This window comes from Nitrospira sp. (genome assembly GCA_037045225.1).
Lineage (GTDB): Bacteria > Nitrospirota > Nitrospiria > Nitrospirales > Nitrospiraceae > Nitrospira_A.
In genome coordinates this window covers 2,604,049-2,623,604 of record JBAOHZ010000009.1, presented here as the reverse complement: position 1 = coordinate 2,623,604, position 19,556 = coordinate 2,604,049, and the positions used below count along the sequence as shown (strand labels likewise).

Here is a 19,556-nt window from a genome sequence, read left to right as displayed (position 1 = left end):
GGTCGATGGAGAATGCAACTCCAACCGGGAGTTGCCTCGGAGACATCAGTGCAGATGGGGAGAATGGGATCGGGGAGAAACGGATCGGGAAGGGGCGCGGAGAAACCAAACTGCATGTCCTGCGACGGCGCGGCCTCTAGGCAAGCGATGAATTCTCTTGGGTTTGCCGTCGACGTCGCACATCCTCGATGGTCTCTTGAAGGCACGGCAGTGGCATTCCACCTGGACGTCTGGTCAGCACAAGCTTGACCGCATCGGCATAAGACATCCCCTCAATACAACACAGATAGGCAATCACGACTGACACCGACCGTCCCATGCCTACCCGACAACATACCATCAACCGATGCTCCGCCACGTGGGCCGCAACCCACTCCACCGCCTCATGCAACGCTGCTACCGTGGGCGCACCAAACTCCTTAAACGGAATCTTGGCATAGACAACCCGCGAAGGAACCGTCACATTCTGCTCCTCCGCAACCATGAGAACAGCAGTAACTTGCGGCGGCGGATTCCTTGCGTCATCGGCATTACCGACGAGCACGCGTTTGTTGATCATGTGCATCGTGTCGTTAGTATAGGGGGTGCAGCCTACCGGTCAAGTGAATCATCATAATCCCGGCACAACGGTTGAAGATCGTTCAAATCGGTGCGTATACTCACCTCCGTTAGTGGAGGATTAAGTGATGGCTCACACGTCCCTAGAGGTAGTAGAACAGCGGCTGGCGAGTGTCCAGTGCGCAATCTGTAAAACCAATACCTTCGGTGTCGATCGGCGCACGTTGCAGCCAGATGGAGAATGCCGAGCCATCTGCTTGAAATGCCGGTACAATTTTCCGGTGTACACGGATATGGAGTTTTACCTTCGAACTCAACCGGATGTGCCCTATCGCCTTAAAGAAATTTCCTGTCCCAAATGCCAACATCGAGGCGTCACCCTTGATTTCCGTATCACTATGTCCGTTCGCGAAGCCATCTATTTCGTGACCTGTAGCGCCTGCCGGACACCGTTCCCTGAACGTTCCTCACTGGAAGCGTTTGAGTAGCTCTTACGGACGCAATTTGATGTATACTGAGCATATTATGAGTACTATACCAACTCCTGAGTCACCGAACGCTCCTACTCCCGTCACTCAAGCTGAAAGCAAGCCTCGCAAGGAAATTCCCCTCATTGCGATTCCGAACGATCAGGATATGATCGAGGCTGAAATGGCCGAGCTTTTCGATGAGGATCGCGTATCCCATCAACACGGCTCTTCGGAACCGGAGGCGGACTAGGTCATCAGGCGGGACGGACAATCTCCACGTGGCCAGAAGCGAGAATTCGACCGACCATGGCCGGTCGTCCTTTTCGTTCCTTTCTGACTATGTCGCTGACCCGAACGATCGCCCCACGATGCCAGTCATCGAAAGGCGCGTTTGACGCCGACGCCTCCTTATCCTGGCGTCCGACCTCTGATCTCCCTGCTTGATCGCAGAACCAGACACGTTTCTCGCCCTTCATGACGCGCAACTCGCTCACCACCCGATGGTAATCCTGATTTCGCGACACGAGCGTCTTGCCATCTTTGCGCAAAATCACATAGGAGAATTTGAGCGCATCCTTGATCAGTCCGACTTCCCGATCCACTTGAGCAATCCAGGCCGGGGTCTCCCACTTCCGCTCCTCATGGCACCAGTCATCAGGTTTGACGAGTGCGGGGCAGGGAATATCGTGCAGACAGGGGGCATACACAGAACAGCGCTGCTCCGCCAATAGATTGTCTCGCACTTGATGTAACTGGCGCGATGCAGCCCGCGAGGCTGGCTCCATCAACATCAGGCTCCCCTCAGGAGCCAAACAATTCAGCAATTCACCGACTAGCGCCGTCCTTTGGCCCACAGGGTCCGTACCCCCAATAAATAATTCGGAAAGAAGATTTTGTAGAATAATGAGGTGATAACCATGCTCCCCACGCTGCTCCCGAATGGCCGATGGCAGGGAACGTTCGAGATTACACTGAATTGTCTGCAACGGGAGGAGGAGCTGACTCTGATGCTGCCGAGTGTAGACCTGCCACATTTTCGCACACAAGCCCAAGACTTGAGGCGAATGATCAACCACCGTCATATGAAGAGAGGGTGGTTGCCCCACGGACCTCGAGAGGCACCAGTCAAGTACGCCAAGCGCTCCGGTTCCAGGGCCACCACCGATGTCCAATACTCGAAACTCCTGATTCGCAAGAGTAGGAAGCGTCGGGTGCAGCTCATCCAAAAGAAGCTGCACTTTAGCGAGATTCACCGGCACATAGTAGGCCAAATAGCCGGCTCGCAGCTGAGGATCCTCGAAATAAGCCCTTCCTGCCCCCGACCCAGTGCGTGTGAATAGTTGGGAGAGTTCCAACACTGCATCAATGATCGATTGTGGTGGATCTTGAGACGAGTCTAGAAGGTCGAACTCAGCCACGGCCGCAATGACATTCATGATTCTCGGTGATAGTTGGTACATAGAGACAGACCCTCGGTTGACCCCCTAAACAAAGCTGGGGTATTCTGACAATAGAAGGAGCACCTCACATGACCGACCCTATTTTGCAAGCCTATCGAGAGGTTGAAATGGCCATGGAGCGCTTCACGCTCGTCCTACATGACCATGTCGATCATCTTCGCAAAACCGAAGCGCCTGGGTCCGACAAGCTGCATCGCATGGCCAACGGCACCAAAGCCATGCGCGACAGCGCGTCGATCTATCTATCCTATGCCAAATATGTGGCTCACGGGATGCCGGAAAGCCCCGATCTCGTCGAGGAAGATCTCCAGGGTTAAAGAGAGCCACATCGAAGCGCTTCCTAAATGCACAGGGCCCGTTCGGTTCTACCGAACGGGCCCTGTTGTTTTAACGCAACTCTGCGTCTCAGCTTAGATACTGCGCAGGAAATGGCCCATCGCCTCACTGTCAGAAGCGGAAGCACCCATGACCTGAGAAATGGCCACATTGGTGGACTTCTTTCCGGTCAAACCGGACTCAACTTCATCCACGATCAGTTCAACAGGCATTGACTGACCACCGTAAACCCTTGGGCCACCAATGATCTTTGCATTCGAGAAACCGTAGATAGCCGTCGCCACTTCCTTCGCGAGCCAACCGACATAATTGAACTCAGGCACCACAATCAACTTGGCTTTCCCGCAGAGCTTTCGCAACTCCTGAGTCGGGAACGGACGGAGCGATCGGATTTTGATCAGGCCGATCTTAATACCTTTTTCGGCGCAAATACGCACGGCTTCACGTGACTGCGCGGCGGCACTACCTGAAGCAATAATCACCGCTTCAGCATCGTCCACATTTTCTGCCGTCAACAATCCGCCCATGTACTGATTGATGTACTTGCGGGATCGCTCCACAGCAGCCCACACTTCCTGCTGCCACACGGCGTGAATGTTATAGGCCATAAAATTGGACTTCTGAACCGGGGCGTCGCGGGAAAGTCGAGCTGGAGGATTTTCAGCATCAAGAACCGGCACAGCACCACGCCAGGGTTCACGGGGCGGGAGCTTCATGCTGCGGTCCTGCATCCGAACATAACCTCTGGCATGCGTCACAAAGAACCCATCGCAACATACGCCGACGGGAAGGGTCACGTCGTTTTTCTCGCTGATGATAAAACCAGCCAACGTGAAATCATACATGTCCTGCTGATTTTCGGCATGGAACACAATCATGCCGCAATTGAGCAGATACGAGACCTCAATATTGTCTGGCTGAATAGCCAATGGAGCGTTTACGACCCGGCAGGTGAACATGGCCACAACGGGGAGCCGATGTCCTGGCCAGGAAGCAATTCCCTCCAAGCCTCTCAACGTTCCAGGCCCGGCGGTGGCAGTATAACAACGAACTCCCGCACGTGAACCACCCGCGATCGCCGCCATGACACCGACCTCTTCTTCCCCGCGGTAATACTCCTTCACATAGCCTTCACCATACAACACGCCGACCAACTGCATGGTTTCACTCTGTGGGGTAATGGGGTACGCAATCGCAAGGTCGACGTTTGACCGGCGGATCGCCTCTTTCGCAGCTTCACTGCCGGTAATGAACTCCTTGGTACGAGGAGCTTCCAGGAACAGATACTCGGGCGTGACAACCTTCTGCCGCTTAGCATCCGCATGCGGATCCTTCTTGGCTTCTACCTTCGGAGCCGAGACACTTGTAGTAGGATCGCCCTGAGGATTAGTCTTTTGTTTCGGTTCCAATGCTTCACTCATTGTTGCACCTCTTGACTGTATCGCCTTAGCCTAAAACCTTAGCCCTCGCGCTTCATCTGCTCAGCTGAGTGGCCGAATGTGGCCGCACTGCCTACGCCAGCAGCGGACGGCATGAAGGTCATAGGATCCGTATGCGCCTTTCCGCCATGAACCTTGGACTGAGTTCCGGTGAAACGGACATTTTCGCCATTATCAGGAAGCTTAATGCCCATTTCCTCACGAACCTTCTTGAAGATTTGCGCAGTCTTCTTCAGTTTCAACGTATCCGAATCGCGAATGGTCAGCATGGCGTCCTCATGCCCCTGCTCGGCACAAATAGCCATGGTGCAGCAGTTCGTCCCTGCACGAATCATCTTCAGCGTCAGATTGGCATAGTGACAGTGAACGCCGATAAAAATACAGGCCTCAATCTTGTTGCCCCAAATGGTGAGATTGGGGTGATTGGGATTGATGACTTCTTCAGGGTCAATCTTGGGGTACTTGGGGCGATAATCTGGCATGGGAATAATCATCACCTCAGGAATCTGAGCCGCAATTTCCAATACGGCCTTCGCCTTCTCGACAGCATGATTGTTCCACGCCCACAAGACGAGAGGCCCCGGGAAAATCGTTGCATTTGGGCTTGTCAGCATTTTCCGAGCCATCTCTTCGATCACGACATCTTCGTTCGGTTCCAGCAGCCCATAGTAGAGTCCTTCGCCTGGATCAGGCAATGCTACCCCCAATTGAGCTGCTGATGGAGGATGGAATCCGGCTGGCCCCGGCACGATAATTCTCTCTCTTGTATCTTGCGTCATTCCCACGCCCACTCCCCTTTCTTACGCTTACCCGACTACTGGGCTCGCCAAGACCGCCGTCGTACTCTTATCGCTATATGTGATGTTATCGGTCAGCGCGGCCATCGGTAATTGATCAATCATGATCATCTTAATGGCATTGTTCTTCGCCATGTTGTCGCAGACCCACACGCATTGCGCGCATCCCTTACAACGATCTACAGCCACGTAGGCTGAGCCATACTTAAAGCCCTTCTCTTTCCCCATCTCCTCGCTATACTGAATGGTATTGGCCTCAGGACAATACTGAGTGCAGAGCTTACAGCTCTTCGAGGCACAAATTTCGACATCGATATGGGCGACTAAATACATTGGAACTCCTTCGTACTAAATCCTGATTAGGCGCTCACAGTCGCACGGACTTCGGATCGCTTGACCGTCGGTGCAGCCCAACCATGGTCGACTGCGTAGTTCCAGCCGGCCTGAATTACCGCGACATTCTTGTCGATCAATTCCTGCTTCTTTTTAAATTTCCGCTCGACGACACTGTCCAGGGCGGCGGTTCCCCCGGAGACCACGAATCCTTTGCCAAGGAACCGATCCTTGACCGACTGCTCCAACGCTTCAACGGTGGTCAATCCGGTAATCGCTCCGATGCAACCCATCAAGGCCATATTCGTGCACAAGTCCATCCCCGCCACTTCGAGGGATAACTTCGTAGCGGGGAAATAGTACAGTCTTGCACGGCGTTCTTCTAACTCACGAGCCTGGTCCCGATGAAGCTTCATCGGACCATCATTGTTGATCAACGCAATACCGTCTTCCTTCAGTCCGAAGTAAAACGGCATCGTGTACGATTTCCCGTGCGTGATCACTTGTGGATGGAAAATGATAATGATGTGCGGGAAGGTGATTTCCCCGATTTCGTAGATGGGCTCGTCTGATACCCGCACATAACTCTCCACCGGAGCCATACGCTTTTCCGACCCATAGAACGGAACAATCGTACTTTCCCCACCGGCATTAATCACCGCGGTGCTCAGAATGTGTGAGCCTGTCACAACGCCTTGACCACCCACACCCGCCATCCGAATGTTGAAACGTTTCGCCATGCTCAATCCTCCTTAAACGTAACTCAGGCTTTCGGGAGCCCAGGAGCAGGAGCAGCCGGCTTCGGGAGAAATTCCTTATAGCCATACCGTTCCGTAAGAAATTGCTTCGCTTCGTCTGTAATGTATTCGGAGAACTGATAGCGATCGTTTTCAACATTCTTTGCGTCTTCCATGACCTTGTCGGTCGGAATGGCGTACTCAATGTTGCAGGATGTGTAGGCCTGAATGTATGTGGAACCAACCTCTCTGGCGATCAATACGGCCTTCTTGATGACGCTTTCCACCCGGCGTGGATTATTGGGCACCACCGTCGCGACGTAGGCGCAACCGGCGACCTTCGCCATCTGCAGCATGTCCATCTTCTCAAACTTCTTCCCCAGCGGAGCCATCTTCAGCACAGCGCCCCGATTCGTCATACCACTCTCCTGCCCACCGGTGTTTCCGTAGACCTCATTGTCGAGCATGATCGTGGTGAACCGTTCCTTGCGGAACCAGGAGTGAAGAACCTGCTGAAAGCCGATATCCGCCGTACCACCGTCACCGGCCATGACGACCACATCCTTCGGTTTATCGCCGAATCGAAGTCGCAAACCACGGGACAACCCGCTGGCCACGCCATTTTGATCGCCATAGTTACCGTACACGAAGGGGATCGCAGCCTGAGAAATAGCCAGGCGGCCGCAACCAGCAGTTCCAACAGTAATGGTATCTTCGGGATTGGGGAAGGCAATCATCGCGAGGCGGATAAAGAGGGTCATCGCGCAACCGGCACACATCGGGTGTTCTTCAAGCACTTCCTTGAAGGAGCCCATCTGAGAGACGGACACCTTTTTTCCAAAGGGACCATGCTCAACCATGTCCCGATATTCTTTCGGCATGAACTTTTCAAAGCCGTTTGAAAACTTGACGTAATCAAGGCTCATAAGGACTCCCTCCCCTTTTATAAGCTGAGGACCGTGTTGCGGCCTTCCATCGAGGCCACAACAAGCCAGGTACAGACTATATCGACGTTAATTCGGACTAGTACTGAACTGCGTTCCCGACACGGAACGGAATGTGGGCCTTCTGATCAGCCCCCATCGCGGCCGAGTGTAACAAAGCGCGAAAAAATCTGTCAATCGCCACCAGTAGGATAAAAACAGAAGACTCACGCACTCCAAGACGATGGTGAGTCTATAGACTCCATAAAAGCATTGCAACTTTGCAGAAGGCCCACACCGACCGAAAGAAGGCCTAGTAGAAATAAGGGCGCTAGGCCGTTGGCCCTAAATACGCTGGAACGCGAAGAATTTTCTCCTCCCTCGCACCTGATTCATCATGTAATTCAGTTGAAGTTCATACTGGAAGCGGGTAAAGATTGTTGCTTCACGCATTTGAGTCTACACTGCGTCTATGCCTATACGAGTACTAGTGCCAGGGGAAGAACATGGCGAGGAGCATGTTGGAGGGGTGCATAAGCGTCCCCCGATTCCGGACGGCTCACTCAAAGCCGAATGCCCGAAATTCATGAGCCACGGCCCGTGCGGGGGCGTCCGTAAAGGCGGCTTCTGCGAAGTCTACCCGGACATGACCTGCCCGTGGGTCACGCTTTACAATAAACTCAATGAATTGGGCCAGCTGGAGTGGATGAAACAAGTCTAACAGTATGTGGTGGGGGTGAACGGGTGACAGGGAAGGGCAGCAAGAAACGGCAGCGAGACGGAGCAACAACCAAGCTCGGCTATAACGAACGGCACGCCAAGAGTGGAATCTCTATTCCACTGCCCGATATTGAGACCTTCCCCAACCAATACAAGGGATACGACATCACGATCGTCATCCCCGAATACACCGCCATTTGCCCTAAAACGAATTTGCCCGACTTCGGAACCATTACCCTTCACTACAAACCCGACAAGCATTGCCTCGAGCTCAAAGCGCTCAAAATGTACATCCATGCCTATAGAAACGTCGGAATTTTCTACGAAAATGCCGTCAATCGCATCCTTCACGACGTTGTACGCGCATGCCGACCAGTTTGGGCTCAAGTCACGGGCGACTTTACGGCACGTGGGGGCCTGTCCAGCAAGATTCAGGCACGCTACCGTTGATTTCCCTGGAACCTGTCTTCCCCTAGTCACTACCCAACTCGACACACGTTCTTTTGATCCTGCCTTTCGCAGCCCCCACCTGCGAGGAGCTACCTCCCCGCGCACCCTTTTGAGCCCAGGCTCCGCCGTTCGCCAATGGTCGCAACGCACACGAACAACCAACCCCATCGCGCTTCGCGATGCGACAGAGATGTCCGCCATGCACGCCGTTGTCAGCTATCATTCACAAGACAGAAACCCCGCTGTCGAATGAGCGCCGACACCGATCGTCGGCCACGCAGACCTTTACGCAGGTCGCTTCAGTTTCTTCTCAAATCAACCGACACGGAAGAGTCAATGTACGGTCCCGGCGCGGATAGGGCGCATGCACGATATACCATACGACCTTCCTGGCCTCCGCCCAGCGATTCAGCGGCCAGGTCGACCGCAACGACAGCTCCCTATTTTTGTCCCGATCAGGACGGGCCGTCCCCTTGCAAACCGCCATGATTTCACTCCAGATGAGACGATCGGTAGCATGAGGCCTGACTTGGAGACGACATGCTAGCGATCCTCCGCCTGCTTCAGCGCGTTCGTCAGACGCTGTCCCGGAGTCGACACGGGCAGCCGCCGGCCCCATCCCATGGCAAGCAGGCGCCCGCAGACCGGGATCCACGCGAAATGACCCTGTATGAAAGCGAAGAGAAGTACAGAAGCTTGTTCGAATCGTCGCGCGACGCGATCATGATCTTGTACCCGCCGAACTGGAACTTCACGGCCTGTAACCCAGCCACTGTCGAACTCTTCGGAGCACGAGACGCGGCGCACTTCACATCACTGGGGCCATGGGACGTCTCACCCGAATTTCAGCCGGACGGCGAGGCCTCCATGGCCAAAGCGCCCGAGATGATCGGACTGGCGATGCAGAACGGCTCCCATCTGTTCGAGTGGATGCACAAACGAATCAACGGGCCGGACTTCCTGGCGAGTGTGCAGTTGACCCGCATCACATTGAAAGGGACCTCAGGGCTGCAGGCGACCGTCCGCGACATTACTGAACAACGCCGCAGCGAGGTCGCCCTCCACGCCTATGCTACGTTTCAGAAAGCCATGCTGGATAACGCGGGCCATGCGATCATCTCCTGCAAACCCGACGGCACGATCCAAGGCTTCAATCCGGCAGCAGAAGCTCTGCTGGGATACAGCGCTGAGGAGCTAATTGACAAACAAAGCCCAGCCGTCTTCCATGATTCGGACCAAGTGGTGGCGCGTGCACACCAGTTCTCCCAGGAATTGGGCACCACGATCGAACCGGGCTTTGATGTTTTTGCCGAAAAGTGCCGGAGGAATCTTCCTAACGAGCATGAGTGGACCTACATTTGCAAAGATGGAACCCAGCGAACGGTGCTCTTGAATGTGACCGCGCTGCGCGAGGCAGATGGCCGCATCACCGGCTACCTCGGCATCGCCTCCGATATCACGCCGCTCAAGCAAGCCGCTCGGGAATTGCTCGCGGCCAAGGAAGCGGCCGAAGCCGCCAATCGCTCGAAGTCGCAGTTCCTGGCGAACATGAGCCATGAAATCCGAACCCCGATGAATGGGGTGCTCGGGATGACCGAACTTCTACTCACCACCACCCTCGACGCCCGGCAACATCACCTCACGCAGACCATTCAACAGTCCGGCGAGGCGCTGCTGGCCGTGATCAACGACATTCTCGATTTTTCGAAGATCGAAGCCGGGAAGCTGAAGTTGGAGCAGGTCGACTTCGACATTCAGGAAACGGTTGAGGACGCGGTGGAACTCTTCGCCAACTCCGCCCAACGCAAGGGCTTGGAGTTGACCTGCCGCATGCCGGGGGTGCCTCTTGCCCTTCGCGGAGATCCCACTCGACTGCGCCAAGCGCTGCTCAATCTCGTGGGCAACGCGATTAAATTTACTCCGCAAGGAGAAATCAACGTTCGCATTGAAATCGCGGAGGAAACGACAGAAACCGTCACCCTTCGATTCGTCGTGAAAGACTCCGGCCTCGGCATTCCCCTTGACGCACAAGGCCGTATCTTTGAAGCGTTCTCACAGGCCGATGGCACCACCACACGTCGATTTGGCGGGACAGGCCTTGGACTGACCATCGTCAAGGAGCTGGCCACACTGATGCAGGGGCAGGTGGGGGTGGAGAGCCAGGTGGGCAGCGGTTCCACCTTTTGGTTTACCGCGGTGCTGCGGCGGCAGCCGGTTCCAACAGCCCCCGCTGCGGATGCGGAACAAACCCTTGCCGGCAGGCGAGTCCTCGTGGTGGACGACACCGCGACCAATCGTGAGATTTTACACGACCATCTCCGCGCATGGAACGCTCACCCAACCTTGGCATCCTCGGGACAGGACGCCTTGGACTGTTTAGCGAGCGCTGCGGATCAGCACCAGATATTCGATCTCGCCATTCTCGATCTACACATGCCGGACATGGATGGTTTACGGCTGGCGCAACTGATTCGGAGCGACGAACGGTGGGCCGGCCTGCCCCTCCTCATGCTGACGTCGGTCGGGTATGATGCCCACGCCCCTGACGCACCGCATATAGACTCCTGGATGACCAAGCCGGTGCGCAAATCCCTACTCCGCCGCTCCCTCCTTGGGCTGCTCCATAACATCCCACGGATGGCCAGTCCACCGTCCGTGGCCCCAACAGCCAGCAGCGCCTTTCGCATCCTCCTAGTCGAGGATACGCCGGTGAATCGTGATGTCGCCACCGGCATGTTGGAGATTCTCGGTCACCACGTATTTGCCGTGGAGAACGGCCGTCTCGGTGTGGAAGCCGCCGCGCAGCAGCCGTTCGATCTCATTCTCATGGATTGCCAGATGCCTGAGATGGACGGCTTCACCGCCACCGCGGCGATTCGCCGGCAAGAAGCTCTTACGAACAACCACCGTCATGTGCCCATCATTGCACTCACCGCCAACGCCATGGAAGGCGATCGCGCCCGCTGTCTTGCCGCCGGCATGGACGACTATCTCACCAAACCGTTTACCGTCGCGCAGATGCACGCCGTCCTCACTGAATGGTTGACGCCACAATCCGTCACGACGAACGAGATAGATCCGCCCCCCTTCGCCCAGGCCATCGACACCGCGCCACCTGCGGCCAGAGAAGAAGAACCCGTCACGGCATGCATCGACAAGGCCGCCTGGGATGCGATTCTGTCACTGCAACGCCCGGGACGACCCGACATCTTGTCCCGCGTGCTGGCTACCTACTTGGACGATTCTCGGCTGCTAGTAGAACAGATTCGCGCCGCCGTGCAGTCCCAAGATTCTGCCGCGCTCTCCCGGACCGCCCACCGATTGAAGTCCAGCAGCGCCCAGCTCGGCGTCTTGGCCACCGCCGCCCATTGCAAAGAATTGGAGGCACTAGGACGGCTTGCTCGCATCGACGAGGCCGCGCACCTGGTGTCGCAACTCATCGAGGCCCATCAGCAGGCCTGCACGACCATCACCTCGGAACTGCATCAGCGCTCCAGCCAATAGGCCCACCTCTGCACAGTGTTTGTGACTTGCGAACGCACAACGACCGCGCTAGTCTGCACCCAGCCATGGCTACCTATGCAATCGGCGATGTGCAAGGCTGCTTTGCCTCGCTCAGGCAACTCACGAAGACGATTGGATTCAATCCGGCACAGGATCGTCTCTGGTTCGTAGGGGACCTCGTCAATCGCGGGCCGGATTCACTCGGTGTTCTGCGATATATTCGCGGGCTCGGGCCGGCAGCGGTCACCGTACTCGGCAATCACGACCTGTTCCTGTTGGCCGCTGCGGCCGGCCTGGCACCCCTGCGCCGCGATGATACGCTGAGCCAAGTCCTGAACGCCCCGGATTGCGACGAACTCACGGCCTGGCTCAGACAACAACCCTTGCTCTATCGAGAGGGCTCCTATGTACTCGTCCATGCCGGGCTCTTGCCGCACTGGACGATCGAGGAGGCCCGGCAATTGGCCATGGAAGCCGAAACGGCGCTGCGCGGAGAACAATTCAGCGCAATGCTACGCGCCCTTCACCCCAGCGGTCATTTGCAGTGGGCTCCCGATCTAAGAGGCCCTGTGCGCGTTGCCACCATCACGAAAGTCTTGACCCGACTACGAACCTGCTCCGACGACGGTGTCATGGAATCAACCTTCTCCGGCCCCCCGAAACTCACACCCCAAGGATTTCACCCCTGGTTCGATGTTCCGGATCGCCGCAATGCGACCGCAGCGATTGTGTTCGGACATTGGGCCGCAATGGGCTTACACGTCTCAGAAAATCTGCTCGGACTGGATAGCGGCTGCGTGTATGGGCGACAACTCACCGCAGTGCGACTGGAGGACCGGAAGATCTTTCAAGTGCGTTGTGAGGAAACGCGTGGAGGCAAGTGAGCCGCCAGTTACGGTCGGTTGGCCCCGCTACAGCAGGAGGCTGCTGCCGACCTACCGGTTCCTCCCAGGGCTGACTCCGCATCCCCGTCACAATCCACTGGAACATTCCTTCGGACAACCGGAATCGCTCCCGCGCCCGTGTGAACACGACCACTGGTCGCACTCGAAGGACTATCTGTATGCGATCGATCTGTACAACTTCGCCTATTGGTGGGAAGCGCATGAAGTGTTGGAGGGCCTATGGCATGCGTGCGGACGCACAACTACGGCAGGCAACTTCTTCCAAGCCCTCATTCAGTTCGCCGCCGCCCATCTCAAGCGGGCACTTGGCAATGAATCGGCCGCCCACAACCTTGCCCGCTACGGGCTCTTACGCCTGAAGAACTGCCCCACCCCCTACATGGGGCTTGATATCGAAATGTTCGCCCAGGACGTCACAGTGTGGATGGGCAACACAAGCCGGCCAAACGTGCGTATTCGATTAGAAACCTACGGCAACGGGCAATCAGTACAAGGGACCTTGTGAGCAATCCCTGGTTCTTGGTGACAGCAGCAACACAGCGTAACACCGTCAGCCGATCAGTCCGCGTGGGGCAGAGACCCAAGACATGGCCTGAGGCAACGGGAAGGAGTGATGCGAGACGAGACAGTAGCTAATCGTAGCTATGAGAGAGCGGCAACCGGCTAGTGATAACTTTCAGAGTCGGAGGGAAAGGTCCCCTGCTCAACTTCATCCTTGTAGCGGCGGAGAGCTTGGATGGCATCTACCTTCAGATGGGCATAGGGCTTGACGAATTTCGGCACAAACTCATCGAATAAACCCAGCAGGTCATACAGCACCAGCACCTGACCGTCGCAATGCGGGCCGGCGCCAATACCGATCGTCGGAATCGTGAGCGCTTCCGTCACGGCCTTCGCCAACCCCGATGGAATCGCTTCCAGGACGATCCCCATAGCCCCGGCGGCTTCCAATGCTTGCGCATCTTCAAGCAGTTGCTGCGCCCGATCTTTGCCCTTCCCCTGGACCTTATACCCCCCGTACTGATGGACCGATTGAGGCGTCATTCCGAGATGCCCCATCACAGGGATACCGATCTTCACGATCGCCGACACACGATCCGCCATCGCCGCCCCACCTTCCAGCTTCACGGCGTGGGCTCCGGCCTGAATGAACCGGCCGGCGTTTCGAAGCGCCTCTTCCTGGCTGACCTGATAAGACAGAAAGGGCATATCGCCGATCACCAACGACCGCTGAGTGGCTCCGACCACCAGCTTGGTGTGGTACAGCATCTCCTCCATTGTGACCGCGAGGGTATTGGACTTGCCCTGTACCACCACACCCAGAGAATCACCCACCAGAATCACGTCGATGCCCGCCTGTTCGACAATGCGTGCAAACAGCGCGTCGTACGCGGTGACAACTGTGATCTTCCGCCTATCGCGCTTGCACTTCTGCAAGTCAGGGACAGTCATCACCCCAGCTCTGCTTTTGTGAGAATTTCCGGCAGCCGTTCCGTCGATTTAATCGCCATGATGTGTACACCGTCGCAGTAAGGCCGCACCGCTTTGATGGTGCGTACGGCGATCTCAACACCGACATCGAGCGCGCGCTTGTCGCCTGCGGCGCGCATTTCATCGATCATATCCTGCGGCACACAGACGCCTGGAATGTTGGCGTTCATGAATTCTGCCATCTTGGCACTGCGCAGCAACAGAATTCCGGCGAGCACTTTCACTTTGAACGGACGCACCGCCTGCATGAACGTTTTGAATTGTTCAGGCTGATACACCGCCTGGGTTTGAAAGAATTCGGCACCGGCCCGCACCTTGACCTCGAATTTGACCAACATCGGGCCGAGCGGATCGGCTTCAGGAGTCACGGCCCCGCCGATCGTAAAGGCGGTGGCCCCGTCGAGCTTATTGCCCGCATAGTCCTTCCCGTTGTTCAAGCCCGTTACCAGTTGCATGACTTGAACGGAATCCAGGTCGTACACCGGCTTCGCTTCTTTATGGTCGCCTACGGTGGGGTAGTCCCCGGTCAGACACAGGATATTCCGGATGCCCAGGATGTGCGCACCCATGAGATCGGATTGCATGGCGATACGATTGCGATCCCGGCAGGTCAACTGCATCACCGGGTCATGCCCCAGCTCATATAACACACGGCAGACCGGCAACGACCCGGCTCGTACGATCGCCGCCGTATTGTCGGTGACATTCACCCCGTGCACGCGCCCGACGAGCGACTTGGCACTCTCAACCACATGGGTCAGGTTCGTGCCTTTCGGCGGGTTATATTCCACCGTGACGGCAAATTGCCCCTGGGCCAATACCTCTTTGAGTCGCCGCGGCTCTCGGCTCATCTACATCTCCCCCGCATGTTGTATAATTCCCCTATCCTTCTCGCCTATCCCTGCCTGCTCACTCGCACTAGCTCGAAATAGAAATGGTGGAACCTCTCGGCTGTGCGCATCGATCACGCACCGTCTGATCGTGCGCGGTCCGCGAGGAACGCGAGTGTCTCGATCGCCCCTATTTCATCCCTGCCATTCTCTTAGCAGATTCAACCGTATTGTCGAGCAACATCGCAATCGTCATCGGGCCGACGCCGCCGGGAACCGGGCTGATCCACCCGGCCTTCTGGCTGACCGACTCGAAATCGACATCCCCCACCACTTTGCCGTCCGGCAGGCGGTTCGTTCCGACATCGATCACAACCGCGCCGTCGCGCACCATATCGGCCGTCACAAATTTGGCTTTACCGATCGCCACCAACAGCAAGTCCGCCTCACGACACACGGCCGGAAGGTCTTTTGTCTTGGAGTGGCAAATCGTGACCGTGGCGTTGCGGTGGAGCAACATAAGTGCGAGCGGTTTGCCGACGATGTTGCTGCGGCCGAGCACCACCGCCCGCTTGCCCTCGATCGACACGCCGGTCGACTCGATCATCTTGATGACCCCCTTCGGCGTGCACGCCTCAAAAATGGGGCTCCCCTCGACGAGGCGACCGAAGTTGTAGGGGTGAAACCCGTCGGCATCCTTTTGGGCGGACACTGCGTCAAGCACCACCTTACTGTCGATATGTTTCGGCAGCGGCAGCTGCACCAGAATGCCGTGGATCTTCGGATCGGCATTCTTCTGGGCAATCAGTGCCAACAGCTCAGCCTGAGTCGTGCTGGCAGGCAACTTCGAGTCATCGATATAGATGCCCGCTGCGTCGCAGGCCTTCTGTTTGCTTTTGACATAGAGATGCGAGGCGGGATCGTCACCCACCAAGATCGTAGCCAATCCCGGCTTCATCCCCGTTTTGGCCAATACCGCCGCGGACTCTTTCGCGAGTCCTTCACGAACCTGTTGTGCCAACGCCTTCCCATCGATGATACGAGCTGCCACGATATCCTCCCTGGCCTGAATAGAAGCGAAAAGTGTCGGCACCATAGCAGGCAATTTTTCAACAAGTCAACGAGGCAGGAGCTAGTGAGGCCTCGAGTCTGGCTCCGTGCGAAACGCGAGATCCGGCAGGGCGGAGCTTGTCGACATGACTCCGTCGGCCAACCTGTCTCTATGCGTGATCCGGCGGCTTCCTTGACAGTCTCGGAGGCCCTTGGCTACGATGCACCAGCAGAATCTTCTGTGCGATACCTTCGTTGATGATTTCCACGACCATCTGTCACAACCGTTTCCATCGGCCCGTGCCCCGCCGTCGCTTCGGTCCGGCGCTGGCGCTGGCTATTGGAATGCTACTCCATACTGGGGGGGCGTGGGCGCTCCAAGTCAGTGGGCTGGAATCCCCCCACAGCTTCCTCGCCGATCCCGCAACAAGGTCCTATTTCATTTCGAACATCAACGGCGAATCCGACGCCCGCGATAACAATGGCTTCATCACCAAACTGAGCGACGACGGCCGGATCACCGCGTTCAAATTCATTGAGGGCGGCCGCGGAGATGTCACGCTCCATGCCCCCAAGGGCATGGTCGTGGTTGATGACGTCCTCTATGTTACCGACCTGGATACCCTGCGCGCTTTCGACAAAACCACGGGAGCCCCCCTCGCCACGCTGGCGCTCCCACATCCCGCTGCCGGCGGCGCCGCCCAGTCGCTCACGGATGTGGCCTCCGACGGGCACGGGCATCTGTACCTCGCCGACCAGGGCGGCAATGCGATCTATCGCGTGGACCTGGCGCCAACATTGGCCTTGTCCCTGTATCTCTCCGGCGCACATCTCGCCGGACCTTCAGGCGTGGCCGTGCACCCCAAGACCGGACATCTTGTCGTCGTCAGTTATGATTCCGGAAAGATTTTCGACGTCACCCAGGAAGGAACTCTCACCGAACTGGCCTCGAATGGGTTTTTCACCGGGCGATTCCAAAACCTCAGCGGTGTGGATTTCGACCGGTGGGGCAGCATGTACGTCTCGGATGGAACAAAGGGCAAGATCTGGCGCATGCTTCCGAACGGAAAGTTTCAGGTGATCGCGGAGTATCTGCCAGGTCCCTCCGATGTGGGCATCGACCGGGTGAACCACCTCATTCTTGTCCCCTACCAAGACTCCAATGCGGCCGAGGTCAATGGCCTCGAATCGCCGACAGCCTCCTCAGGTGATCGAGCCAAACGCACACTGGCGGACTATGGCTTCGTCGAACCAAAGAAATCCGACAAGGAAGGACCTCCCCGCAAATGAGCCAATGTGTCTACTGCAAGCAGCGCAAGGGTAAACGTTCCTGTCCAGCCCTCACCGGATTGATCTGCAGCCAATGCTGCGGAGAACACCGCCTGACACGGATCGCCTGTCCTCCCGACTGCGGCTATCTTGACATCGGAAGCGACTACCAGCAGAAGCGGCTGGGCGAGCAGTTCGCCCCGGTCCGACGGGAGCTGTACCGGCAATTGAGTGTCACGGGAGGCGAGAAAGCCGCCGCGCTGTTCAACCTCATTGAGGTGGTGACCTTCGGCTACTTCCATGACCGGCGAGACGGCCAAGATGCCGAAGTGTTTGCCGCCATCCAAGCCCTGCGCCGGACCTTGAGCCCCCTCCATGTGCCGTCTGCCCCCATGCCGGTGTTCGCGGAACGTCTCAAGAAGGAATACGACGCGTTTGTCAAACAACAGCCCCAGCAAGTCACGGATCCAGGCTCAGCCCCGGAAATACTCGACCGCGCTGTCGCAATCCTGACCGAATTTTCCGGCCAAGATTTTCAATCGCGCCGTTTCCTGAATGGCATGATCGGCTACGTGAAGGCTTTCCACCCCGAGATTGCGGAACACCTGACCAAGCAACACGACCCCAGCCGGATAGTGCTCCCGGGCCAACTCACCCCGCCCCCCCAAGAACCGACTCATGTCCACGGTCCCGAGTGCCACCATCACCATCACTAAATACACACGTACTAGACATAGGCCTGCCACTTCGCTGTCACGCGTGTAATCGCTTCTTCCCGTTAAAATCAGCATCTTGCCGACCGACATTCTCTCTTTAGTTTCGCCCATTTTCTACCGATACAGGTGTGCCGAGACCTATGGCTACGTAGGGGAATGCCTCCGGACTGGACGTCTAACCACATGAACTATCAGGACATTTCAGCATGAATCTCTTGCTGAGCCGGCCAAAGATCGACGCACTGGCCGAGCTTCTGCCCGCAACGCGGCGCAGCGACAGACAACGCCAACATGTCGACACCCCGCACACCTGGGAGAATCGCAGAAACGTGCCACTTCCAGAGCCCTAAACGCCGACACTTCCACCGTCTCAATGAACCGGCTCTGGCCCACAGATCATTAAAAGGAGACTCCCGATATGCGCGTCACAACGACCTGTCTCAAACTCGGCGCCCCCTGGTCCTCTGAGTCCCTTTCAGCCCTGGATTCCGACCAAACCCTCCTGCTCCTGTTCGGCGCATCGAATTTGCTCGATACCCCGGACCGCATGGCGGAGGTACTGAAGGCCTGCCCCCGGAGTCACGTGATGGGTTGTTCGACCTCCGGAGAAATTCATGGGAACGAGATCTCGGATAATAGCCTGGTCGTCGCCGCCGTACAGTTTGAGCAAACACCCCTTCGCACAGCCGAAGCAGCCGTCCCATCCCCTCAGAGTTCCTACGCCGCGGGATGCGCCATCGCTCAGCAGCTCAAACAACCCTCGCTGCGAGGCGTCCTGGTTCTGTCCGATGGCCTGAATGTCAACGGGAGTGAGCTCGTCAAAGGCCTCAATGACACGCTCGGAGACTCCGTCGTCGTCACCGGTGGGCTCGCCGGCGATGGGACTCAGTTCAAACAAACCTGGGTGCTGAAAGATCGTACGCCACAGAGCGGCTATGTGACCGCCGTCGGCTTTTATGGCGACCACATCCGGTTGGGGCATGGCTCCAAAGGCGGATGGGACAAATTCGGACCGGAACGGCAGGTCACCAAATCCAGCGGGAACGTGCTGTATCAACTGGACGGTCGTCCCGCGTTGGAACTGTACAAGGAATATCTTGGAGAGCGCGCCTCCGGACTGCCCGCCACCGGCCTCCTGTTCCCTCTTGCAATCAGAACCTCGCAGACGGAGGGGAAAGTTCTGGTCCGCACCATCCTGGCCGTGGACGAAGCCACCCAATCCATGACATTTGCCGGAGACATTCCGGAAGGCGTTTTCGCGCAACTCATGCGCGCAAATTTCGATCGGCTGATTCAGGGCGCATCCGAAGCCGCCACACTCACAATCAACAGTCACAACAGCCTACCCTCGAATTCGCCAACCCTCTGTATCGCGATCAGCTGTGTCGGTCGCCGCTTGGTGCTTGGCGAACGGTCGGAGGAAGAGGTCGAGGCGGCATTAGAGATTCTGCCGAAAGGCAGCCGGCAGATTGGATTTTACTCCTACGGGGAGATCTCGCCGTACCAAAGCGGCACGTGCGACCTTCACAATCAAACCATGACGCTGACGACGATCACCGAAGCATAAG

The 19,556-nt window shown here is 56.9% G+C and carries 21 protein-coding genes; 11 read left to right on the top strand and 10 right to left on the bottom strand.

The window, feature by feature from the left end:
• Nucleotides 1-136 precede the first annotated feature (136 nt).
• Nucleotides 137-559: a dual specificity protein phosphatase gene (locus V9G17_13160; protein ID MEI2753546.1), complete on the bottom strand. Its 423-nt coding sequence runs from the start codon at nt 557-559 to the stop codon at nt 137-139.
• A gap of 127 nt (nt 560-686) precedes the next feature.
• On the opposite strand from V9G17_13160, the gene V9G17_13155 reads away from it, so the two are divergent.
• Nucleotides 687-1,046 carry a hypothetical protein gene (locus tag V9G17_13155; GenBank protein ID MEI2753545.1) on the top strand — a complete coding sequence of 120 codons (360 nt, stop codon included), beginning with the start codon at nt 687-689 and terminating at the stop codon, nt 1,044-1,046.
• Nucleotides 1,047-1,083: 37 nt separating this feature from the next.
• Nucleotides 1,084-1,278: a hypothetical protein gene (locus V9G17_13150; GenBank protein ID MEI2753544.1), complete on the top strand. Its 195-nt coding sequence runs from the start codon at nt 1,084-1,086 to the stop codon at nt 1,276-1,278.
• 4 nt (nt 1,279-1,282) lie between these two features.
• On the opposite strand, the gene V9G17_13145 is transcribed toward V9G17_13150, so the two are convergent.
• Nucleotides 1,283-2,464 (bottom strand): small ribosomal subunit Rsm22 family protein, encoded by a 1,182-nt coding sequence (locus tag V9G17_13145; protein ID MEI2753543.1) that lies wholly within the window; start codon nt 2,462-2,464, stop codon nt 1,283-1,285.
• A gap of 92 nt (nt 2,465-2,556) precedes the next feature.
• Between V9G17_13145 and V9G17_13140 the strand changes: the two genes are divergently transcribed.
• The gene (locus V9G17_13140) at nt 2,557-2,805 is read left to right on the top strand and encodes a hypothetical protein (GenBank protein ID MEI2753542.1); all 249 of its coding nucleotides are present in this window, start codon (nt 2,557-2,559) and stop codon (nt 2,803-2,805) included.
• Nucleotides 2,806-2,898: 93 nt separating this feature from the next.
• Here V9G17_13140 and V9G17_13135 read toward each other — a convergent pair whose 3' ends face one another.
• The 5 genes from V9G17_13135 to V9G17_13115 are packed head-to-tail and all read right to left on the bottom strand — an operon-like array spanning nt 2,899 to nt 7,056.
• Nucleotides 2,899-4,245, bottom strand: a complete 1,347-nt coding sequence (locus tag V9G17_13135) for a transketolase C-terminal domain-containing protein (protein ID MEI2753541.1) — start codon at nt 4,243-4,245, stop codon at nt 2,899-2,901.
• A gap of 38 nt (nt 4,246-4,283) precedes the next feature.
• Nucleotides 4,284-5,042 carry a carbon monoxide dehydrogenase beta subunit family protein gene (locus tag V9G17_13130; GenBank protein ID MEI2753540.1) on the bottom strand — a complete coding sequence of 253 codons (759 nt, stop codon included), beginning with the start codon at nt 5,040-5,042 and terminating at the stop codon, nt 4,284-4,286.
• A 27-nt stretch (nt 5,043-5,069) separates the two neighbouring features.
• Nucleotides 5,070-5,393, bottom strand: a complete 324-nt coding sequence (locus V9G17_13125; protein MEI2753539.1) for a pyruvate ferredoxin oxidoreductase — start codon at nt 5,391-5,393, stop codon at nt 5,070-5,072.
• A gap of 26 nt (nt 5,394-5,419) precedes the next feature.
• Nucleotides 5,420-6,133, bottom strand: coding sequence for a 2-oxoacid:acceptor oxidoreductase family protein (locus tag V9G17_13120; GenBank protein ID MEI2753538.1), 714 nt, complete (start codon nt 6,131-6,133; stop codon nt 5,420-5,422).
• A 23-nt stretch (nt 6,134-6,156) separates the two neighbouring features.
• Nucleotides 6,157-7,056 (bottom strand): thiamine pyrophosphate-dependent enzyme, encoded by a 900-nt coding sequence (locus tag V9G17_13115; protein MEI2753537.1) that lies wholly within the window; start codon nt 7,054-7,056, stop codon nt 6,157-6,159.
• Nucleotides 7,057-7,582: 526 nt separating this feature from the next.
• Between V9G17_13115 and V9G17_13110 the strand changes: the two genes are divergently transcribed.
• From V9G17_13110 to V9G17_13090, 5 genes are all read left to right on the top strand, one after another.
• Nucleotides 7,583-7,774, top strand: coding sequence for a methylenetetrahydrofolate reductase C-terminal domain-containing protein (locus tag V9G17_13110; GenBank protein MEI2753536.1), 192 nt, complete (start codon nt 7,583-7,585; stop codon nt 7,772-7,774).
• 23 nt (nt 7,775-7,797) lie between these two features.
• Nucleotides 7,798-8,223 (top strand): preQ(1) synthase, encoded by a 426-nt coding sequence (gene queF / locus V9G17_13105; protein MEI2753535.1) that lies wholly within the window; start codon nt 7,798-7,800, stop codon nt 8,221-8,223.
• A 540-nt stretch (nt 8,224-8,763) separates the two neighbouring features.
• Entirely contained in the window at nt 8,764-11,727 is a 2,964-nt protein-coding gene (locus V9G17_13100; GenBank protein MEI2753534.1) for a response regulator, read from the top strand.
• A gap of 65 nt (nt 11,728-11,792) precedes the next feature.
• Nucleotides 11,793-12,611, top strand: a complete 819-nt coding sequence (locus V9G17_13095) for a symmetrical bis(5'-nucleosyl)-tetraphosphatase (protein ID MEI2753533.1) — start codon at nt 11,793-11,795, stop codon at nt 12,609-12,611.
• Nucleotides 12,598-13,137 carry a DUF309 domain-containing protein gene (locus V9G17_13090; protein MEI2753532.1) on the top strand — a complete coding sequence of 180 codons (540 nt, stop codon included), beginning with the start codon at nt 12,598-12,600 and terminating at the stop codon, nt 13,135-13,137. The genes V9G17_13095 and V9G17_13090 overlap by 14 nt, the downstream gene beginning before the upstream one ends.
• A 158-nt stretch (nt 13,138-13,295) precedes the next feature.
• Here the strand turns inward: V9G17_13090 and panB are convergent, their stop codons facing one another.
• From panB to folD, 3 genes are all read right to left on the bottom strand, one after another.
• On the bottom strand, nt 13,296-14,084 hold the full coding sequence (gene panB / locus V9G17_13085; protein MEI2753531.1) for a 3-methyl-2-oxobutanoate hydroxymethyltransferase: 789 nt from the start codon (nt 14,082-14,084) through the stop codon (nt 13,296-13,298).
• Nucleotides 14,084-14,974 (bottom strand): methylenetetrahydrofolate reductase, encoded by an 891-nt coding sequence (locus V9G17_13080; protein MEI2753530.1) that lies wholly within the window; start codon nt 14,972-14,974, stop codon nt 14,084-14,086. Before V9G17_13080 ends, panB begins: the two co-directional genes overlap by 1 nt.
• Nucleotides 14,975-15,143: 169 nt before the next feature.
• The gene (gene folD, locus V9G17_13075) at nt 15,144-16,004 is read right to left on the bottom strand and encodes a bifunctional methylenetetrahydrofolate dehydrogenase/methenyltetrahydrofolate cyclohydrolase FolD (protein MEI2753529.1); all 861 of its coding nucleotides are present in this window, start codon (nt 16,002-16,004) and stop codon (nt 15,144-15,146) included.
• A gap of 254 nt (nt 16,005-16,258) precedes the next feature.
• Here folD and V9G17_13070 point away from each other — a divergent pair, with 254 nt between their 5' ends.
• From V9G17_13070 to V9G17_13060, 3 genes are all read left to right on the top strand, one after another.
• Nucleotides 16,259-17,293, top strand: coding sequence for a hypothetical protein (locus tag V9G17_13070; protein ID MEI2753528.1), 1,035 nt, complete (start codon nt 16,259-16,261; stop codon nt 17,291-17,293).
• Complete coding sequence (locus tag V9G17_13065) at nt 17,290-17,988, top strand: hypothetical protein (GenBank protein MEI2753527.1); 699 nt, start codon at nt 17,290-17,292, stop codon at nt 17,986-17,988. Before V9G17_13070 ends, V9G17_13065 begins: the two co-directional genes overlap by 4 nt.
• Before the next feature lie 418 nt (nt 17,989-18,406).
• Nucleotides 18,407-19,555: an FIST N-terminal domain-containing protein gene (locus tag V9G17_13060; GenBank protein ID MEI2753526.1), complete on the top strand. Its 1,149-nt coding sequence runs from the start codon at nt 18,407-18,409 to the stop codon at nt 19,553-19,555.
• Nucleotide 19,556 lies beyond the last annotated feature (1 nt).